Annotated in this window: 13 protein-coding genes; 12 read left to right on the forward strand and 1 reads right to left on the reverse strand. The window is 36.8% G+C overall.

All coding sequences use genetic code 11. From position 1 onward, the window contains the following. Positions 1-656: 656 nt before the first annotated feature. Complete coding sequence (locus CVD19_RS25980; RefSeq protein WP_374702917.1) at positions 657-1,142, reverse strand: acyltransferase family protein; 486 nt, start codon at positions 1,140-1,142, stop codon at positions 657-659. A gap of 436 nt (positions 1,143-1,578) precedes the next feature. On the opposite strand from CVD19_RS25980, the gene CVD19_RS21755 reads away from it, so the two are divergent. From CVD19_RS21755 to galE, 12 genes are all read left to right on the forward strand, one after another. Then, entirely contained in the window at positions 1,579-3,756 is a 2,178-nt protein-coding gene (locus CVD19_RS21755; protein ID WP_101585284.1) for an N-acetylmuramoyl-L-alanine amidase, read from the forward strand. Positions 3,757-4,662: 906 nt separating this feature from the next. Beyond that, the gene (locus CVD19_RS21760; protein ID WP_101585285.1) at positions 4,663-5,493 is read left to right on the forward strand and encodes a glycosyltransferase family 2 protein; all 831 of its coding nucleotides are present in this window, start codon (positions 4,663-4,665) and stop codon (positions 5,491-5,493) included. A 374-nt stretch (positions 5,494-5,867) separates the two neighbouring features. Beyond that, entirely contained in the window at positions 5,868-6,266 is a 399-nt protein-coding gene (locus tag CVD19_RS21765) for a hypothetical protein (RefSeq protein WP_101585286.1), read from the forward strand. A gap of 397 nt (positions 6,267-6,663) precedes the next feature. Further along, positions 6,664-8,484 carry a polysaccharide biosynthesis protein gene (locus CVD19_RS21770; protein WP_101585287.1) on the forward strand — a complete coding sequence of 607 codons (1,821 nt, stop codon included), beginning with the start codon at positions 6,664-6,666 and terminating at the stop codon, positions 8,482-8,484. 188 nt (positions 8,485-8,672) lie between these two features. Beyond that, complete coding sequence (locus CVD19_RS21775; protein WP_101585288.1) at positions 8,673-9,281, forward strand: sugar transferase; 609 nt, start codon at positions 8,673-8,675, stop codon at positions 9,279-9,281. A 39-nt stretch (positions 9,282-9,320) separates the two neighbouring features. Next, positions 9,321-10,205: an SDR family oxidoreductase gene (locus CVD19_RS21780; RefSeq protein WP_101585289.1), complete on the forward strand. Its 885-nt coding sequence runs from the start codon at positions 9,321-9,323 to the stop codon at positions 10,203-10,205. Between the two features lie 18 nt (positions 10,206-10,223). Then, complete coding sequence (locus CVD19_RS21785; protein ID WP_101585290.1) at positions 10,224-11,348, forward strand: glycosyltransferase family 4 protein; 1,125 nt, start codon at positions 10,224-10,226, stop codon at positions 11,346-11,348. A gap of 294 nt (positions 11,349-11,642) precedes the next feature. Beyond that, the gene (gene wzy / locus CVD19_RS21790; RefSeq protein WP_101585291.1) at positions 11,643-13,109 is read left to right on the forward strand and encodes an O-antigen polysaccharide polymerase Wzy; all 1,467 of its coding nucleotides are present in this window, start codon (positions 11,643-11,645) and stop codon (positions 13,107-13,109) included. Between the two features lie 46 nt (positions 13,110-13,155). After that, complete coding sequence (locus tag CVD19_RS21795; protein WP_101585292.1) at positions 13,156-14,679, forward strand: lipopolysaccharide biosynthesis protein; 1,524 nt, start codon at positions 13,156-13,158, stop codon at positions 14,677-14,679. A 21-nt stretch (positions 14,680-14,700) separates the two neighbouring features. Then, the gene (locus CVD19_RS21800) at positions 14,701-15,870 is read left to right on the forward strand and encodes a glycosyltransferase (RefSeq protein WP_101585293.1); all 1,170 of its coding nucleotides are present in this window, start codon (positions 14,701-14,703) and stop codon (positions 15,868-15,870) included. 69 nt (positions 15,871-15,939) lie between these two features. Further along, the gene (locus tag CVD19_RS21805; protein ID WP_180953741.1) at positions 15,940-17,019 is read left to right on the forward strand and encodes a sulfotransferase domain-containing protein; all 1,080 of its coding nucleotides are present in this window, start codon (positions 15,940-15,942) and stop codon (positions 17,017-17,019) included. A gap of 45 nt (positions 17,020-17,064) precedes the next feature. Then, a complete protein-coding gene (galE, locus tag CVD19_RS21810) occupies positions 17,065-18,075 on the forward strand; it encodes a UDP-glucose 4-epimerase GalE (protein WP_101585295.1) in 1,011 nt (336 codons plus the stop codon). Positions 18,076-18,199 lie beyond the last annotated feature (124 nt).

Raw genomic sequence — 18,199 nt, forward strand, 5'->3', positions numbered from 1 at the left:
CTTAATAGGGCACGTACGGTTTGATAAGGGGGAAGCCTTGAGAGAGGTTTCCCTACTTTATTTATTATGATGCTTTGGTTACTGTAATTTTATTTCGAGCCTGTTTCCTTTTCTTTAATAGATCAGCTGTATATTTTGGAACCAATGGGAGTAAGCTCGCAGCTAACACAAAAATGATATATGTTTGCGGTAACCCATATCTGTAATAAATATCACCTACAAAACGATTGATCTCGAATTGGGAAAGACTATCAACAAGCAGTCCATATTTGTTGAGACTGAAGAAAGATAGATTCACTAACCTAATGATAAACATATGATGAAGCATAATGTCCCAAGTGTGCTGCCCGATATAGGACAATAATTTGTCATTTTTAAACTTCTTATCAATCATGTCTGCCAAGTGTATGAACAGCCAAATACCGGACAAAGGAACAATGAATGGTTTAAAAACTGCGTTCCCAAAATAACCACTAACCATGGTGATTGTAGTGTCTTGGTAGTAATAAGTAATGATGGCTTGATAAATTAGTAATCCTATAAATGTAAGGGAATTAAACCGATCAAAAGATTGAAGTTTGGTTTTATACAAGCATCCTAAATGAAAAAAGGTAGTCCGAACAACACTCTTACTACCTAGTAATAAGGATACAAATTTACCGTTTGTTTAGAAGCATAAAACGTTGACCCAAACCTATCACCAGGTATATCCCCATTAACAAGAATTCATTTGAAATTCCAAACTTATTTAATAGAGCTCCGGATAAAATATAAATAATTTGAATAAGGAACAAAGATAACACAAACCATGCTGCTAAATTGAATAAATATTGATGACCACTCAACCATGATTCTACAAAAAAACTATGAAAACTTAATGACTGTCCAAAAGTTATAAGGTTAATACTTGTTAATATGAATACAAGAATGCCATAGAATAAATTCCACTTGTAGTAAGGAATAACCAAGTCTTTAAATTTCTTTTTAACATAATTGAAGATACGGGCCTGATGGCTAGTCTTGTAAAAGTAACCAAAAATAAAAACGAATAAAGGCATATGAAATGAATATGGAGGAAAAACGTAGCCGGCAATGTGGCCCGTAACTACAATAATAATTCCCAGAGCCTTTAATGTATTCATATGGGTATTCAAAAAAAATATCCTTTCATTTTAATCCCTTGATTGTCGATTGATAGAAAGACAGAAAGCATGTATATCATTTTTTATAGCCATAACTATAAAGAAGCGAAGGCCAGACTAGTATTTACCTACATTTACCAGTAGGACAAATGTGCTATTTTTCATTCCTCTAGTGGTAACGGTCTAATATTTTCAGGTATTATTCCGATATATATAAATGAACTCTATTATTTTAATTGATAAACTGATGGAGTTTAATAAAAACTAAAGGATGTGTTAGAAAAACAGCATGCATGATATGTCACTGATATCGACCATTACCTCAGTTTTACAGAGATAGCAATACTGTTAGTCTTGCATTGTTTTATGTTTGACTCACATTGTTCCTTTGCAAATGCCATGAGACATAGTACAAAAATTTGTTAGGAGTTAGATAATGCGCAGAAAAGCTTTATTACTGCTTTGTATTTTACTGACAGGGTATGTATGCCTTACACAAGAAGTCGTTGCCAATGCATTTGAGAGAATATATTCTGGAAATTTCGATACAGATTCCAGTTATTATTTCATCCACTATAATGGCGAGGAACAAAAGATTCCTGTCAATGAAAACACAACATTGACATTGTCTGGCTGGACAGATGAATCGAAATCGACTGTTAAGGGAACCATTGACGTTCATACTGATTCATCGAAGCAAACGGAAGACGTAACGATGCTTGTTGCCAATGAACTCACTCAAATAACTCTCACTAATAATGAAAGTATTCACTATCGATTATCGGTTTCTGACTCATATAAAGTAGAAGTAGTAAAACCTCTTGAGTTACATGACCGAATTACGGTTGTATCTGAAAACAAAAATGGCACGTCCATTGAAAAAACAGAAACGTTTGATGAGTATGGTACGGTAATTGAAGATCAAGGCTTCAGTTACTATTCTTCTGATGAAACAGACGCAAAGACAGAGATAACGAAAGAAAAATATGATTCGTTAAATGCTATGGCAGAAGTACCAGAAGATGGTTTAAATGATATACCACACTCTGATGAATTAACCTTACTCAGTACACAAGAGGCAGCCATAAAGCTCTCAAATGTCAGCCCATCTGTCGTTTATTCGACGCACGTTCAAGATTATAGCTGGCTGAATAATGTATTGAATGGTGAAATATCCGGTACTTCCGGACAAAGTAAGCGACTGGAAGCAATTAAAATACATTTACAGGGCTTTCCCTACAGTGGAGGCATCACATATTCAACGCATGTCCAAGATTATGGCTGGCTGAATAATGCAGCAAATGGTGAAATGTCCGGTACATCTGGACAAAGTAAGCGTCTGGAAGCAATTAAAATGCAGTTGACTGGTGACATGGCAAACCACTATGATGTTTATTATCGTGTCCACATTGAATCATATGGCTGGTTGGATTGGGCTAAAAACGGGATGAAAGCTGGATCAGAAGGGCTTGCAAAACGGTTGGAAGCTATTCAGATTGTTGTAGTCCAAAAAGGCACAAACGCTCCTGGCTCGGTAGCTAAACCATTTGTTACACCGTCTGTATTTTATTCCACTCATGTTCAAGATTACGCCTGGCTTGATCTCGTGGCAGACGGGGCAATGAGCGGAACTACAATGCAAGCGAAACGCTTAGAAGCAATTAGAATAAGTTTACAAGGCTCTCCGTACAGTGGCGGCATAACATATTCAACGCATGTGCAAGATTACGGCTGGCTAAATAATGTAGCGGATGGTGAAATATCCGGTACATCTGGCCAAAGTAAGCGAATGGAAGCTATCATAATAAATCTGACTGGTGACATGGCAAATCGCTATGATGTGTATTATCGTGTCCATATTGAATCATACGGCTGGTTAGGTTGGGCTAAAAACGGGATGAAAGCTGGATCAGAAGGGCTTTCGAAACGACTGGAAGCTATTGAAATAAAGTTAGTCCCTAAAGGTGAAGGTGAATCAGTCAGTGAGACGGGGGCATTCAAGCAGGTAGTTAAGCAGCCAACGAAAGTATTTTTAGATCCAGGACATGGCGGATCCGATCCTGGTGCAGTTGCTGGCGGCTATCGTGAAGCGGATATAAATTTAGCTGTAGCGAAAAAAGCTCAAGCATTATTGGAAGCACGTGGCTTTATGGTTTATATGTCACGCCATAGCAATACTACCGTAGCATTGCTGGACCGTCCGCAAATGGCCAACAATTTAAAAGCAGATGTTTTCGTTAGTATCCATACCAACTCTACAGGATCAGGAACAACTACTGCTAATGGTATAGAGTCGTTTTACTATGAATATAACCCAAATTACCCGTCAAGAATCAATCAAATTATGCATAATAACCCAGAGAGAATCGCAAAGAGTGTGAGTCTCGCAAACATCATTAACCAAAAAATGGTTGCTTATACAGGGGCAAATGACCGCGGAACTGATGGAGATTCATTCGCAGTAATTCGGGAAGCAGCTATGCCTGCCACATTATTGGAGCTTGGTTTTATTAATAATTCAAACGAACGTCAAAATTTAGTAACAGATTCTTACCAAAACATATTAGCACAAGCCATCGCTGACGGAATTGAGATGTATTTTAACATTTATTAACGTATGTTATTTTTGATAAATATTACCGATTATATATCAAATCTAATTTCCACGCGGTGCAAATAATTTTCCATTGGTTTTTTAGAAAGCGTGTAACGAGCTCAAATGAGAAGTCCTTTATAACCCCCTTTCTCTAAGGTTATTGAAAGCAGATAACATCTTCCTTCAGCTTGTCGTGAAACCAATTGCAGTCCGAAGAACCACAATGGGAGATTATCATTTTTCTGATTATCAACGTGCTTGAGTTCTATATAAATCGAAACATAAATTCAGATTAGTGGTGCAGACCTATGCATTGGTTCGCACTACTATTTTTTTTATATACTAGAAGGCTCGAATGCAGTTTTTGAACACAAATAATGAATATACTTTGGCATGAATATTACCACATATCCCGAACTTGTTTTTTTATTATTAATGTGTACACAATTATTTATTTGATAGTTTGTGCTAGAACAGTGTCAACAATACTGCCTCTAAGGGAGGCAATCATACCATGATAGGAACAATTAGATGGTTCTGATTATTTTGATTCTGGGTGTTTATGCAATACATTGATAATGACTCCCCATATCCGGTCGCCGAGTGTGTTTATTACTCACATAATGCCACAAGTGGCGTGACGACGACATAATAGATTCAGAAATGGTCCATTATCTAGTCACAACCTTTTAAATTTTCGTTCTACAGCCTCAGGCTGGCTTGTGCCCATTACTCTATGGCTTCTTGACATTGTCGTGTTTCAAGTAGAGCGCATAGGTATCAATAGGAAAAAACATTCCAGATTAAAAAAGGTGTTTAATTATTTTTATTATCCTGTTAAATTAGTAAAAGTGAGGAAACCAAAACTATTGATAGAAGTAGCTTATCGTTATATATGTATATATCAATTTTACGGGGGTTGACATGGACATAATTGATGTTACTGTAATAATTCCTTGTTTTAATTCAAGGGATACTATCGAGAGAACTATAAACTCGGTGTTAAGCCAAACGTGCTTGCCAAAACAATTAATCATTATTGATGATTGCAGTTGGGATGATTCAGTTGATATCATAAAAAAAACATTTCCGGCTTCTGTCCATCACGAAATGGAATGTAAACTTATAGCACTGAATAGAAATCACGGTGTATCACATGCCCGGAACATTGGTATTGAAAATGCTGCAGGTTCATTTATAGCATTTTTAGATTCAGATGATACCTGGCATCCGCAAAAATTAGAAATTCAATTCAATTTCATGAACGAAAATAAACAAGTGTTTCTAAGCAGCCACGAGACGAAGAAAGTATCAATAAGTGAATACCAAGAAAGTATTATTGAAAGATTTAGCACTAAAAATTTTAAGGATAAAAAAATAGGATTAATAAAATCATTATTCATTAATGAAATTTATACTAGAACTGTAATGGTTAAAAATAAAAAGGATATCGTACACTTTAATCCAGGAAAAAAAAGGTCCGAAGATTATCTTTTATGGTTGCAGATTTTGACTAAAGGCTTACAGGTGAAAAAGCTTCAAACTCCTCTAAGTTACTCATTTAAAGGTGATTTTGGGGACGCTGGTTTGACTGGTGATATGAAAAAAATGCAGATAGAAGAAATAGATACTCTTAAACGGATTTTCACCATCTCTTCTTCCGTTTTTTCTAAGTTATTGATAATCGGAGCAATGTTTTTTAGTTATATGAAATATATGAGACGGATAATAAAAAAATTAGGGATCAGAAGTTGAGGAAAATTAATAGAGAGCACCGCATATTTTCCTCAAGCTCTTAATATTCTGAAGGACTGGTGGCAGTTCTTCTTTTTTTGGTTCCAGTTTTGCATGTTCCTGTAGTTCTAGGTATCGACAATTGACATAAATTAAACGCTGTCATTAAAAAGGCCTCCTCATAGCTCACATGCAAATTACAGAATGCCCTTCTCCTGATAATAACTCAAAGAGTGGATAGCCGTTATCTTCACTATGGTAACTACTGATTAGACGTTGTCACCTGACTGATTACAAGGTAAAATCCGTAATGAAAGAGGTGAAGATGCAAATTTTTGGATCGATTGTAATCGAATTTTTCTTTCACCAACAAAGAATAATTACCGGGAGGAAATATGAAAGAAGCCATTAAATTAATTGCTGAGTTCGTAAACCCTTTACATGATGTACCGGTAGTGTTGTCAGGCGCATTAGGTTTTAATTTATCTGACAAAGACCTGCATTTTTGGGTGATAGGTGTAATTGGACTAGTATTGTTTGTCATGACTGAAGTGATTTTTAAAATGTTAGCAAAATGGAGCACCACGTCCATAGCTTTTATTTATACTGTAACAGTTTTACTGGTTATAGTGTTCGCAATCGAGATTCAGCAAAAAATTACAGGCAGAGGAAATATGGAGTTTGCTGATATTACAATTGGCTTATATGGTTTTTTCGCTTTAGCCCTGCTTTATTTATTATGTAAGCTTTTTGTGAGACTCGTGAAAAAAAGGTTTTCAAGAAATAGATATTAATAATTGATTAAACATAATAATCAAGAGTGATAATTACCCGCCCTGGAATACTGTTCAACGATGTATTCTGGGGTTTTTATTTGATCAGGAATCTATGTTTATCAATATCTTTATATCCATAATGCAAATATTCCCAAATGAGAAAAGAACTTAACATACACAGTAATTGCTGTTAAATTTATAAAGGGACCAATCAAACACATAATTTGACAAAATGCACAAAAATTCACCAGCTTATGGTATAATACTACAAGTTTAAATAAAGTTCTGAAACATGTCATGGGAAGAAAGTTGTATAATAGTTAAAAGGGATCAAGTAATCAAACGGGCATGTTGAGTTTTATATGCTAATGACCGCTAACGATGTGCGCCATTCCTAAAAGGGGGATTTGTAAAGTTGAGTTACCATAAACGTTTATTTTTTTTGGCGAGTTTGGACTCTATTATTGTTGTGTCAGCTTTTTGTTTAAGTCATATACCACTTCAACCATCTATTGAAACCTTTGGCTCGGAGAATCTTTTTTTTGTATCTCTAATATTATTACTTAGCTATCAATTATTTGCTGTCTACTTCCTTCTGTATAATAAGGCTTGGGAATATGCCAGTGTAGGTGAATTGAGTGGAATTGTGAAGGCAGTTACTTTTTCTGTTTTTGCAACGGCAATCATTCAATATATTTTCAAACTATCTTTCAATGGCAGTGCTCTGTTAAATACATGGATGCTGCTAGTCATACTGATTGGCGGTTCACGTTTTTCATGGAGAGTATACCGTGACCGTTATATACTTCCAGGCATAAATACGAAAAGAGTTCTTATTGTCGGGGCTGGGCAAGCGGGCACATTAATTGTACGACAATTGATGAAAAATACAGAGCTGGGTTTAACACCTGTTGCCTTCATAGATGATGATCCAAAGAAGTATAAGCTGCATATTTTAGGGGTCCCAGTGGCTGGTAAATCCCATGAGATAGTCCAGGTTGTTGAAAAGTTCAACGTTGATCAAATATTAATCGCCATTCCGTCTCTAGATAGAGAAGAGTTGAACACAATATTTGAAGAATGCACCAAATCCAGGGTTAAGACGCAAATCATGCCGAAAATCGAGGATGTAATGCTCGGTAAGGTGCCAGTGAGTCAATTTAGGGATGTCGAAGTGGAAGACCTTCTTGGGCGTGAGCCAATTGAACTGGACATCGAGAGTATTTCGGGATATGTAACTGAAAAAACAATAATGGTCACTGGTGCAGGGGGCTCGATTGGATCCGAAATATGCCGGCAAATTTGCAAGTTTTCTCCAAAAAAAATAGTACTAGTGGGGCATGGGGAAAATAGTATCTACCAAATCGATATGGAACTTAGAAATGAATTTGGAGGTATAGTGGACATTATCCCGACCATTGGGGATATTCAGGACCGTACCAGGGTTTTTGAAATAGTTGAAGAACACAGACCACATGTGATTTATCATGCTGCTGCCCATAAACATGTTCCGTTAATGGAGTATAACCCGCGGGAAGCGGTAAAAAACAACGTTTTTGGGACCAAGAATGTAGCAGAGGCTGCGGACACATTTGGGGTGAACACTTTTGTATTAATATCTTCTGATAAAGCGGTGAACCCGACCAACGTCATGGGATCCACTAAGAGAATTGCTGAAATGATTATTCAGCAGCGTAGTAAACAAAGCAGCACCAAATTTGTTGCTGTTCGTTTTGGGAATGTGCTGGGAAGCCGTGGCAGTGTGATTCCTCTCTTCAAAAAACAAATACAGTCTGGTGGTCCTGTAACGGTAACTCATCCTGATATGACCAGATATTTCATGACCATCCCGGAAGCCTCCCGGTTGGTGATCCAGGCTGGATCGCTCGCCAGAGGCGGAGAGATATTTGTTCTTGATATGGGGGAACCTGTTAAAATCGTAGATCTCGCAAAGAACTTGATAAAGCTGTCGGGTTATTCTTTAGAGGAGATAACAATTCAGTACTCAGGAATCCGGCCTGGAGAAAAGATGTTTGAAGAGCTTCTAAATGATAAAGAGATTCATAAGATTCCGGTATTCCCGAAAATTTTTATCGGAAAAGCTGTATTTGAACAGGAAGATGAAGTTAATTATCTACTTGAGCAGTTTGAAAACTTCAGCGCACCAGATTTAAAGGAATACGTTATAAATCTGGCTAATCGCCGGGCGAACAACATCTATAAGGTGGCAAAATAGCATTTTAGCAAAAATGACACGGACTATCCAGGCACCAGAGGCAAATGAATGAATTTGTTGCTAAGACCCTGTTGTCTGGCTTGCTTATTCTATTAAATGTTGAAAAAATTATCTGTCGCTTCGACGTTTGTGTTGTCTGCATGATTTTTGAAAATATACTTGCTCATCCAAATAAAGGGGTTTTATGTATGAATGTTTACCCAAAAATTAAGAGAATAATAGATGCTGTAACAGCATGCATCACTTTAATATTAATCTGGCCTCTGTTTCTTATTCTGGCAATATTGATTAAGTTGGATTCACCAGGACCAGTTTTTTTTATGCAAAAACGTGTAGGAAAAGACAAAAAGAATTTTTACATTTTAAAATTTAGAACAATGAGGACCGACACACCAAAAAATATGCCCACTCATATGTTGGATAATCCTGAGGCATATATTACATCGATTGGTAAAGTACTTAGAAAAACTAGTCTGGATGAATTGCCGCAAATTGTAAACATCATCAAGGGTGAAATGAGCATAGTAGGACCACGACCGGCTCTTTGGAACCAGTATGATTTAATTTCTGAAAGAGATAAGTATGGTGCGAATAATATTTATCCGGGTTTAACTGGTTGGGCACAAATAAACGGCAGAGACGAAGTTCCTATTGATGTAAAAGCGAAGCTAGACGGAGAATACGTTAAACGCATGAGTTTCAGCTTTGACCTGAAGATATTTTTAAAAACTGTTTTTAGTGTGCTTAAAAGTGAAGGGGTCAAAGAGGGTAAAACGGGGATAAAAGCGAGAGTTTAAATGATGACTCTGGTTTAAGAATAAGTAGGGGGATTAACAATGCTATTGATAACGGGTGTCACCGGCCATACTGGCAGGTATTTTCTCCAGCACCTGATAGATAATCAGTATAACGGGAAAATTAGATGTGTAGTGAGGGAAAATAGTAATATAAAGCTTCTCGAAAATAGTGGTCTTGACTTTGAGCTGGCAGTTGGAGATTTGGATGACTCATCATTTGTAAATGAGATTATGAAAGATATCACAACGATCATGCATATCTATAATATTCATCATTCTCCGGTAATAATTGAGGCTGCAATTAAAAATCAGGTGAGCCGGGCTATTCTTGTGCACACCACGGGAATATACTCTCAATTTAAGTCTGCATCGGAAGAATATATCAGAATCGAATCTGAAGTGTTGAGCAAAGCAAAAGATAAGATTGATTTGACGATATTGAGGCCAACCATGATTTATGGTGATATGTGTGACTATAATATGAGTAAATTTATTAAAATGATTGATAGTATGAGGATTTACCCGTTGATTGATAATGGTAAGGGTCTTATACAACCGGTAAACGCCAGGGACTTAGGGAAAGCGTATTATGATGTTTTGGTAAATCCTGCAAGTACAGCAAATAAACAATATGATTTGTCTGGCCATCAACCAATCAGTGTTAAAGAAGCGTTGACAATAATCAGTGATAAATTAACTAAACGTACAATGTTTGTTAATATACCGATGCAAATTGGTGTATTGGCTGCGAAGACAATAAAAATTCTATCCTTAGGCAAGATAGATGTTGTTGAACAAGTTCTCCGTATGGGTGAAGACAGGGCTTATAGCCATGATCTTGCAAAATCCGATTTTAATTTTTCGCCTATGCCTTTCGGAGACGGGATAGCAGAAGAAATTGCGGAGTTTAAACAATCGAAATAGATGCATGAGGCGAGGTAAATGGTGAAAAAAATATTGTTTGTTGCAACAGTAGATAAAGGCCACATTTTGAAATTTCATGTTCCCTATTTAAAATATTTTAAAGATAAGGGATTTGAAGTACACGTAGCGTGCTCGGGAAATGAACAAATACCTTATTGTGATCAAAAACATGTTCTCCCATTTCAAAGATCCCCTTATAAGCTTTCGAATGTAACAGCATATCGGGGGCTGAAAAAGATTGTTGATCAAAATGATTACACTCTTATTCATTGTCACACTCCAATGGGCGGTGTAATTGGTCGTCTGGCTGCCAGACATGCGAGAAACAAGGGGACTAGTGTATTATACACGGCTCACGGATTTCATTTTTATAAGGGCGCGTCTGTACTTAATTGGCTGCTGTATTTCCCTATTGAAAAAATCCTTTCTCGGTATACGGATGACCTTATTACGATTAATAACGAGGATTATAACAACACAATTAATCACCGCTTTAAATCTGGAGCTACGACACTGGTTCACGGTGTGGGGGTGGATTTGGACAGGTTTTCACCGCAGACGACTGCAGAAAAACAAGAATTGAGGCGGAAATATCAGTATAGCGATAACGATTTTATTTTATTATACACTGCTGAATTGAATCAAAATAAACATCAGGATTTGTTAATTGAGGCAATAAGCAGGCTAAAAGGTAAAGTTCCGAATATCAAATTATTATTTGCAGGTGAAGGAACTCTCGGTCACAAATACAGACAACAAGTTCAACAACTTGGCTTAAGTGAAAATATTCACTTTCTCGGTCATAGAAGTGACATCCCCAGCTTGCTTAAATTATCGGATCTTGCTGTTTCTGCATCCAGAAGAGAAGGACTTCCGGTAAACATTATGGAAGCGATGGCGACAGGGCTTCCGCTGGTGGTTACTGACTGCAGGGGGAATCGGGATTTAGTGAGTAATGATTATAATGGATTTGTTGTTGGCATCGAGGATGTAGAAGAATTTTCAGAAGGGATCATTACATTATACAACTCTCCTGAATTAAGGCGTAAATTTAGCAGCAAGAATATTGAACTCGCAAAACAATATTCTCTTAATGCCATTATGAACAAAATGGATCAAGTATATCTAAATTATATCTCTTAAGAAAGGATATAGCAGTTACACATTAGTTTTATTTATATTGATCTTGCTGATTTCTAAGGTTCATGCAATTTACTGGAAGCTGAGGGTTCTTAAGCTGAACCTTTTCAATTTCCGCAATGAGAGCGACAAAAGATAAAAATTAAACAATTAATGACTTGTAAACTACAGGATATTTAAATGTTTCCTTTTTGATATAAAACACGATTAGGTTTTTCATAACCGGTTATAGTTTGTCTTTCCATATGGTTAATCTGACATAGACATTCCTAAATAATTTTAGACTAGGAGACGGTAATGTTTATTCAAAATATAAAAAATGCGCTTGGTATGACAATGATATACCAACTGGTTTTATGTTGTGCATCCATTCTCATTCTGGTCTGTTTCCTTCCTTTTGCAGGATTTGAGTTTAACACACAGCTGTATATTGTATCTTTAACAGGTACACTGGCCTTTGCATTTTCTGTATTTTTTTATTACAAAGAAACAGGCTATTTGTTTAGTCCTTATATTATGTTCTATTATGCTTTTTTTTTATTTCATTTCGGCCAATGTTTCCTGATTCTGTTACCTTTCGATTATGATTATTTCGTATTCGAACGATTTAACGAAAAGACAGTAATTAATGGCTCAATCTATACTGTTTTCAGTCTTATCATCTTCAATCTTGGTGCACTTGTTTCCAATAAGCGAAAACCATCTTTCAACGGGTCGCTTCGTCTGGTAAATAGTGACCCACAAATACTTCGGAAAATGGGGTATATCATATTTTTTCTTTCTATCATTCCTGCATTTTATATTTCCCTCCAGGAAACTATTATTTCATTGATGCATGGATATAATGAAACGTATTCAAACCCAATTAACGAGTTTTTTGTATTTGTTTTTTTACAATATCTTTTTATCCCAAGCTGTATCTTATTATTAACGTCTCTAAAGAAAGACGATTATAAGGCGAATGTAGTCAAGGTAATCGCTTATATGTATGCAGGTATTTTATTGGTTGGTGGTGGCCGTACAGAAGGCATTGCCATCTTTTTAACGTTGCTTTTCTATAGTCATATTACTGGAAAAAAATTCAACAAACAATCCCTGGTGAAACTTGGATTGGTTCTTGGTCTGATAATTATTTTAATACCGACTCTAGCTAATTTTAGGATTATCGAAAATAAATCGTTTAGCAGTTTCTTCAGTGAACTGCAGGATTCCATTGTTTCTAACCCGATAGTTGAAACTATCGGTGAACTGGGATACTCAATTTCACCACTCTATATGACAATTGATGTCATCCCCGATGATCTCAAATATAAATATGGGGAGTCCTATCTGGCTTCCATCTTCACTATTATTCCAGCCAACTTGGATTTTACTGGTCTGTTTAGCCAATATAATGAAACAGCTGCCTTAGATGAATGGCTAAAAAATCAGTATGACATGGATTTTGGGCCAGGATTCTCCATGGTGGCTGAAAGCTATTACAATTTTGGTTATTGGGGAATTATCGTAATATTTATCTGGGGGCTAATAATCGGCCGATTATTAGGCTATGCAGATTTAAGCCACATACTGAATAACAGGTTGACTCTATATATTAAATTAGTGGGCCTGTACTCATTATTAACTTTTCCTCGTCGCTCTTCTATATTTTTTGTAGATCAAATAACTTATCTCGTACTGTCTGTTTTTATTGGTGTCCTTTTAATGCGGAAAGTAAAAGAAATCAAAACGCAGACGATTGGTGACAACCATGAAGATAATTGAGGTCTTTTCATATTCAATCAAAAAGCATTAAATAGGAGCAATCTATATGAGAAGCAAGAATGCATTGAATAATTTAATCGCTGCTTTATCGCTTAGTGTTATCACTGCGATATCAGGTCTTATACTGCCGAAACTATTTATAATGACTTATGGTTCGGAAATTAATGGCCTTATATCATCCATTAAGCAATTTCTGGTCTATCTCGCTCTTGTTGAAGCCGGTATAGGTTATGCATCAATGGCAATTCTTTATTCTCCATTAAAAGAAAAAAATTATAAAGCTGTAAATTCTATACTATCTGCAACTAAGACCCATTATATAAAATCCGGGTGGATTTTTTTAGGTCTCGTTTTGTTATTAGCTGTTGGCTATCCGTATGTCGTCGCAAACCAGATACCATGGAACTTGTCCTTCTTTATGGTGCTGGCGCTCGGCATTAGCGGAGTGGCAGAGTTCTTTTTGATTGGCAAGTATAATGTCCTTTTAACTGCAGCGCAAAAGGGATATATTGTGTCTTACATTCAAACCGGAGGTTTGCTATTAAATATTGCCGCATCTGTGATTCTTATACTGTTGGAAACAAATCCAGTATTAGTGCAATTAATCGCCTCCTGCCTTTTTGTTTTAAGGTTTGTTTTTCTGAAAATGTATATAGCGAAAAATTTTAAAAAAATTAACTATGGTGAAGTTCCCGATAATAATGCCCTAAATAAAAAATGGGATGTTCTCATACATCAAATCGTAAGCCTGGTTTTGGCCAATACACCTATCATTATGATTACTGTTTTCTTAGGGCTTAAAGAAGTAAGTGTATTTTCCGTATACCTGCTAGTTCATAATATGGTTATTATGTTGTTAGCTGTTTTCATGAACGGGTTCCAAGCAATATTTGGAGATATAATATCGGAACGGAATAAAGAGTTGTTGAAAGCCAATTTTCATTTGTACGAATCTTTGTTTTATCCGTTGGTAAGCATCACCTATGTTGTTGTTGCAATCCTGTTTTTACCTTTTCAAAGTCTTTATACCCAAGGGTTCACTGATGCGGATTACATTCGCCCCGAATTCGCTGTTCTTTTCGTTTTAATCGGGGTCCTGCATAATGTCAGAGTACCTTCAATGTCTATTATGAATGCCGCCGGCCTGTACAGAGAAACAAGGCTTTCAGCCATCGTTGAGGCAGTGGTAGGATTTGTGTTAAGCCTAATATTTGTTCATGTTTGGGGTGCAACAGGCGTTCTGCTGGCCTGGCTGCTTGCTTATAGCTATAGGATTTTAATCTTAATAAAACAAATTTCCAAAGATTATATATATGGGAGTATGAATCCTACTTTAAAAACAATTGCATTTAACACCGTATTCGGTGTACTGACATATATTTTGTGCACAAATGTTATTGATTCCAATATTACCAATTATATTGACTTCATCTTAACCGGATTTTTGTGTACTTTAATGGCTGCAATGTCTATACTGCTTCTTAACAGACTCGTGTATAGGCAGGAATATAAGATGATTAAATCTAAAGTGATGGGTGTCGTAATAAAACGAATGCCAGCTGATCAATAGCACCCTTGGGAGTGATAAAATTTGAGGATAGCATTTATTCTTGACTGCATGGTGTATGGTGGAATTGAACGAGTATCGATAGACTATATGAATTTAATGATAAGACAGGGCCACAAGTTAGACGTTTATATATTAAACCCAAAGGTTGAGGATATAGTCAAGGAAATACCGCAAGAATGTAATGTCAGATATGTGAATTTCCCGAAAACACTTTGCCCTGAATCATACTGGGTTCTAGCCAAAAGATACAAATGGGGTAAGGTTGCCTTTCCTGTCATTTATTCTGTTTTATCTTTTTTAACACCAATTATGAAACTATTCAAAGGAAGCTTCAAAAAATATGATCTAGCCATCGCTTTTTCTGGACATTATAATGATTTAACTTATGCAGCAAGTTATGTGAATACACGTAAACGACTGGCATGGGTCCATGGATCCCTGAGTGGGTATTTCCTTATTTCACCTGGCTTTGCTTTTTTATACAATAAGATGAAAAACCTCGTGGTTCTTTCAAATGATTCACAGGAAGAAGCACTTATAACTAATAAATTGAAAGACTGTAATATAACCAAAATATATAATCCTGTCTTTATCAAAGATAGGGTACAAGACGACGAAAAGATAGAAAAACTGAAAACAGAGTATGGGGAATTTGCTTTAATGGTCGGAAGGTTTTCTTCTCAGAAGGACCATCTCACTGTGATAGATGCCATCAAAATATTAAAAGAAAAATACAATAAACTTGTAAAGACTGTCTTTGTCGGTGATGGTCCAAGCCGGGCTAATGTGGAAATGTATGCTCGGGATAATGATGTTTCGAATCTCATCGTTTTTGAAGGTACTCAAAATGATGTTCAAAATTATTATAAGGCCGCAAGAATATTTGTTCATTCCAGTCCTTCAGAAGGGCTGCCAACTGTCTTGCTGGAGTCTATGTCATTTGGGGTTCCAATTGTTGCCACGGATAGTAAGCCGGGAGTGAGGGAAATCCTGGGTGAGGGTGACTACGGTCTTATTTGTCCGGTAAAAGATGCTGGGTCAATGGCAGATAAAATCAATCAACTATTGACAGATGAAGCGCAGTATTCGGAATATGCACGTAGGGGAAATGAGAGAATTAAAGACTTTGCTCCTGAGGTTATTTCAAGTCAATTAGAAAAATTATTAAATAAGATAGGATCTGAAGCATAGATGACTAAGAGACTAAATGTGGCGGTAACAGGTTATGTTGGAACAGGCTCTTCAGCTGTGATTGACTTATTGAAGGAATTTGATGTTTGTGGAGTGCCTTTTGGGAAAAACAAAGAGTATGAACATATACCATTTTACGCTGACAACGGACTTTTTGATCTTGGTGCAATACTCATGAACGTAAATACTTCGATGCGTTCTGATACAGCGATTTCTTCGTTTATCAGCAGCATGGAGTGGCTTAACAATAACGACTTTGGATGGTTTGGTTCTTATAAATCGCTTGTTGGTGATGACTTTATAAAAGCCGTCCATCAGTTTGTTGAGGAAATCAGTGTGAGAATTGAGGGTACAACGTATAGTCATTATAAGTATGTAAAATTCTCCTGGTTCAAAGTACTTTTGCAGGTCGCTGCAAAAATTGTTTACAGACGACCTGTGACTAAATGGGGAAGAACTTATGTTTATGATAAAAAACAGATGTATTTTTCCATGCCCACTGAAGAGGAGTTTTTTAAGGCTGCAAAAAACTTTGTCAATAATTATTTTGACATGTGTGCAGAACCTGGAAAGCAGATAATGATTTATGACCATCTGCTTTGGCCGCAGCAAACCAAGCTAATTGATAATTATTTTGATGATAACTTTAAGGCGATTATTGTAATGCGTGATGCAAGGGACTTATACAATTTAAATAAAAACTACTGGTATAAGCCGCCATTGGGGAATGGGAACCCTATTTTCCCTGTCACTCCTGAAGAATTTGCCGACTATTGGAAAAGAGTTCGGGGAGTCGAAACTGCCAATGATAATCCTGATAAAGTCATGTTTATCCAGTTCGAGGATTTAATTTACAACTATGATTCCACTGTGTTGGCAGTCATGAATTTCTTAGGCTTGAGACCTGAGCAGCACGTTTTTAAAAAGAAATATTTCGATCCTTTAAGATCGATTAAAAACACGCAAACTTTTACGATTAAAGACGAATGGGAGAAAGAGGCGGCTTTGGTTGGAAAGGTGATCCCTGAGTACACCTATCAATTCCCATATGCAACACAAACAAGTATCTCAGAAATGTTCGATACTCCAGGCACAACACCAGTACAGAGAAATTCAAAGCAGGTTAATGAGCAAGAACAAGTTAAATAATGTTTGTTCTTTAAATATAAATAGAAACTGAATGGAGTGACTTCATTGGCTGTACTTGTAACTGGAGGCGCGGGATATATCGGCACCCATACTTGCGTTGAGCTCCTAAATGCAAATTATGAAATTGTTGTAATCGATAATTTCTCCAACAGTAAAGCTGAAGCTTTACAGAGAGTATCAGAGCTAACGGGTAAAAGTTTTAAGACCTATGAGGTTGACTTGCTTGACATGAAGGGGATAGAGCGTGTTTTTTCTGAGAATGATATTGAAGCAGTGATTCATTTTGCAGGACTGAAAGCGGTAGGGGAATCAGTGTCAATGCCACTGTATTATTATCATAATAATATTACCGGCACTATTAATTTATGTAATGTCATGAGCCAATTTGGTATAAAAAAATTAGTATTCAGTTCATCTGCTACTGTCTATGGAATGCCTGAAGAGGTACCAATCTCTGAGGACTTCCCACTCAGTGCCACCAACCCGTACGGCAGGACAAAGCTGATGATAGAAGAAATTTTAAGAGATCTATTTGTTTCGGATAATAGTTGGAGTATAGCACTGTTGCGTTATTTCAATCCAATTGGGGCGCATGAGAGCGGCCGAATAGGTGAAGATCCCAATGGTATCCCGAACAACCTGATGCCGTTTATCACACAGGTCGCTGCCGGAAAGCTGAATCAACTCAAGGTATTTGGCGGAGACTATGCTACAGTCGATGGAACAGGAGTACGGGATTATATCCATGTTGTAGATCTTGCAATAGGCCATTTAAAAGCGTTGGCAGCTGTTCAGTGTAATTTGGGAGTTGAAGCCTATAATTTGGGGACGGGAAGAGGATACAGTGTTTTGGAAGTCGTGAGTGCTTTCGAAAAAGCATCAGGAAAAAAGATTCCTTATACGATTGTAGAGCGAAGACCCGGGGATATTGCCGAATGCTACGCGAATCCTCATAAAGCACAAAGGATTCTAGGTTGGACTGCAGAAAAAGAGATTGATGAAATGTGTGCTGATTCATGGCGATGGCAAGTGAATAATATAAATGGCTATAATTAGTATTGCAATATAAACATTTAATCATAGGTTCTTATCCTGGAAGAAGGGCGTGATTGCCCTTCTTTTTGTGCGACGGGCAGTCGCATAGGGCGGGGATAATCTCCACAGCCCTCTTTTCTTTTAT

Source organism: Bacillus sp. T33-2, assembly GCF_002860205.1.
In the GTDB taxonomy this organism is placed as follows: Bacteria; Bacillota; Bacilli; order Bacillales; family Cytobacillaceae; genus T33-2.

Coding starts and splice junctions, on each gene's coding strand:
- CVD19_RS21795 (WP_101585292.1), top strand. CDS start 13,156: ATGAGAAGCAAGAATGCATTGAATAATTTAATCGCTGCTTTATCGCTT.
- CVD19_RS21775 (WP_101585288.1), top strand. CDS start 8,673: ATGAATGTTTACCCAAAAATTAAGAGAATAATAGATGCTGTAACAGCA.
- CVD19_RS21785 (WP_101585290.1), top strand. CDS start 10,224: ATGGTGAAAAAAATATTGTTTGTTGCAACAGTAGATAAAGGCCACATT.
- CVD19_RS21755 (WP_101585284.1), top strand. CDS start 1,579: ATGCGCAGAAAAGCTTTATTACTGCTTTGTATTTTACTGACAGGGTAT.
- CVD19_RS21780 (WP_101585289.1), top strand. CDS start 9,321: ATGCTATTGATAACGGGTGTCACCGGCCATACTGGCAGGTATTTTCTC.
- CVD19_RS21765 (WP_101585286.1), top strand. CDS start 5,868: ATGAAAGAAGCCATTAAATTAATTGCTGAGTTCGTAAACCCTTTACAT.
- wzy (WP_101585291.1), top strand. CDS start 11,643: ATGTTTATTCAAAATATAAAAAATGCGCTTGGTATGACAATGATATAC.
- CVD19_RS25980 (WP_374702917.1), bottom strand. CDS start 1,142: ATGAATACATTAAAGGCTCTGGGAATTATTATTGTAGTTACGGGCCAC.
- CVD19_RS21760 (WP_101585285.1), top strand. CDS start 4,663: ATGGACATAATTGATGTTACTGTAATAATTCCTTGTTTTAATTCAAGG.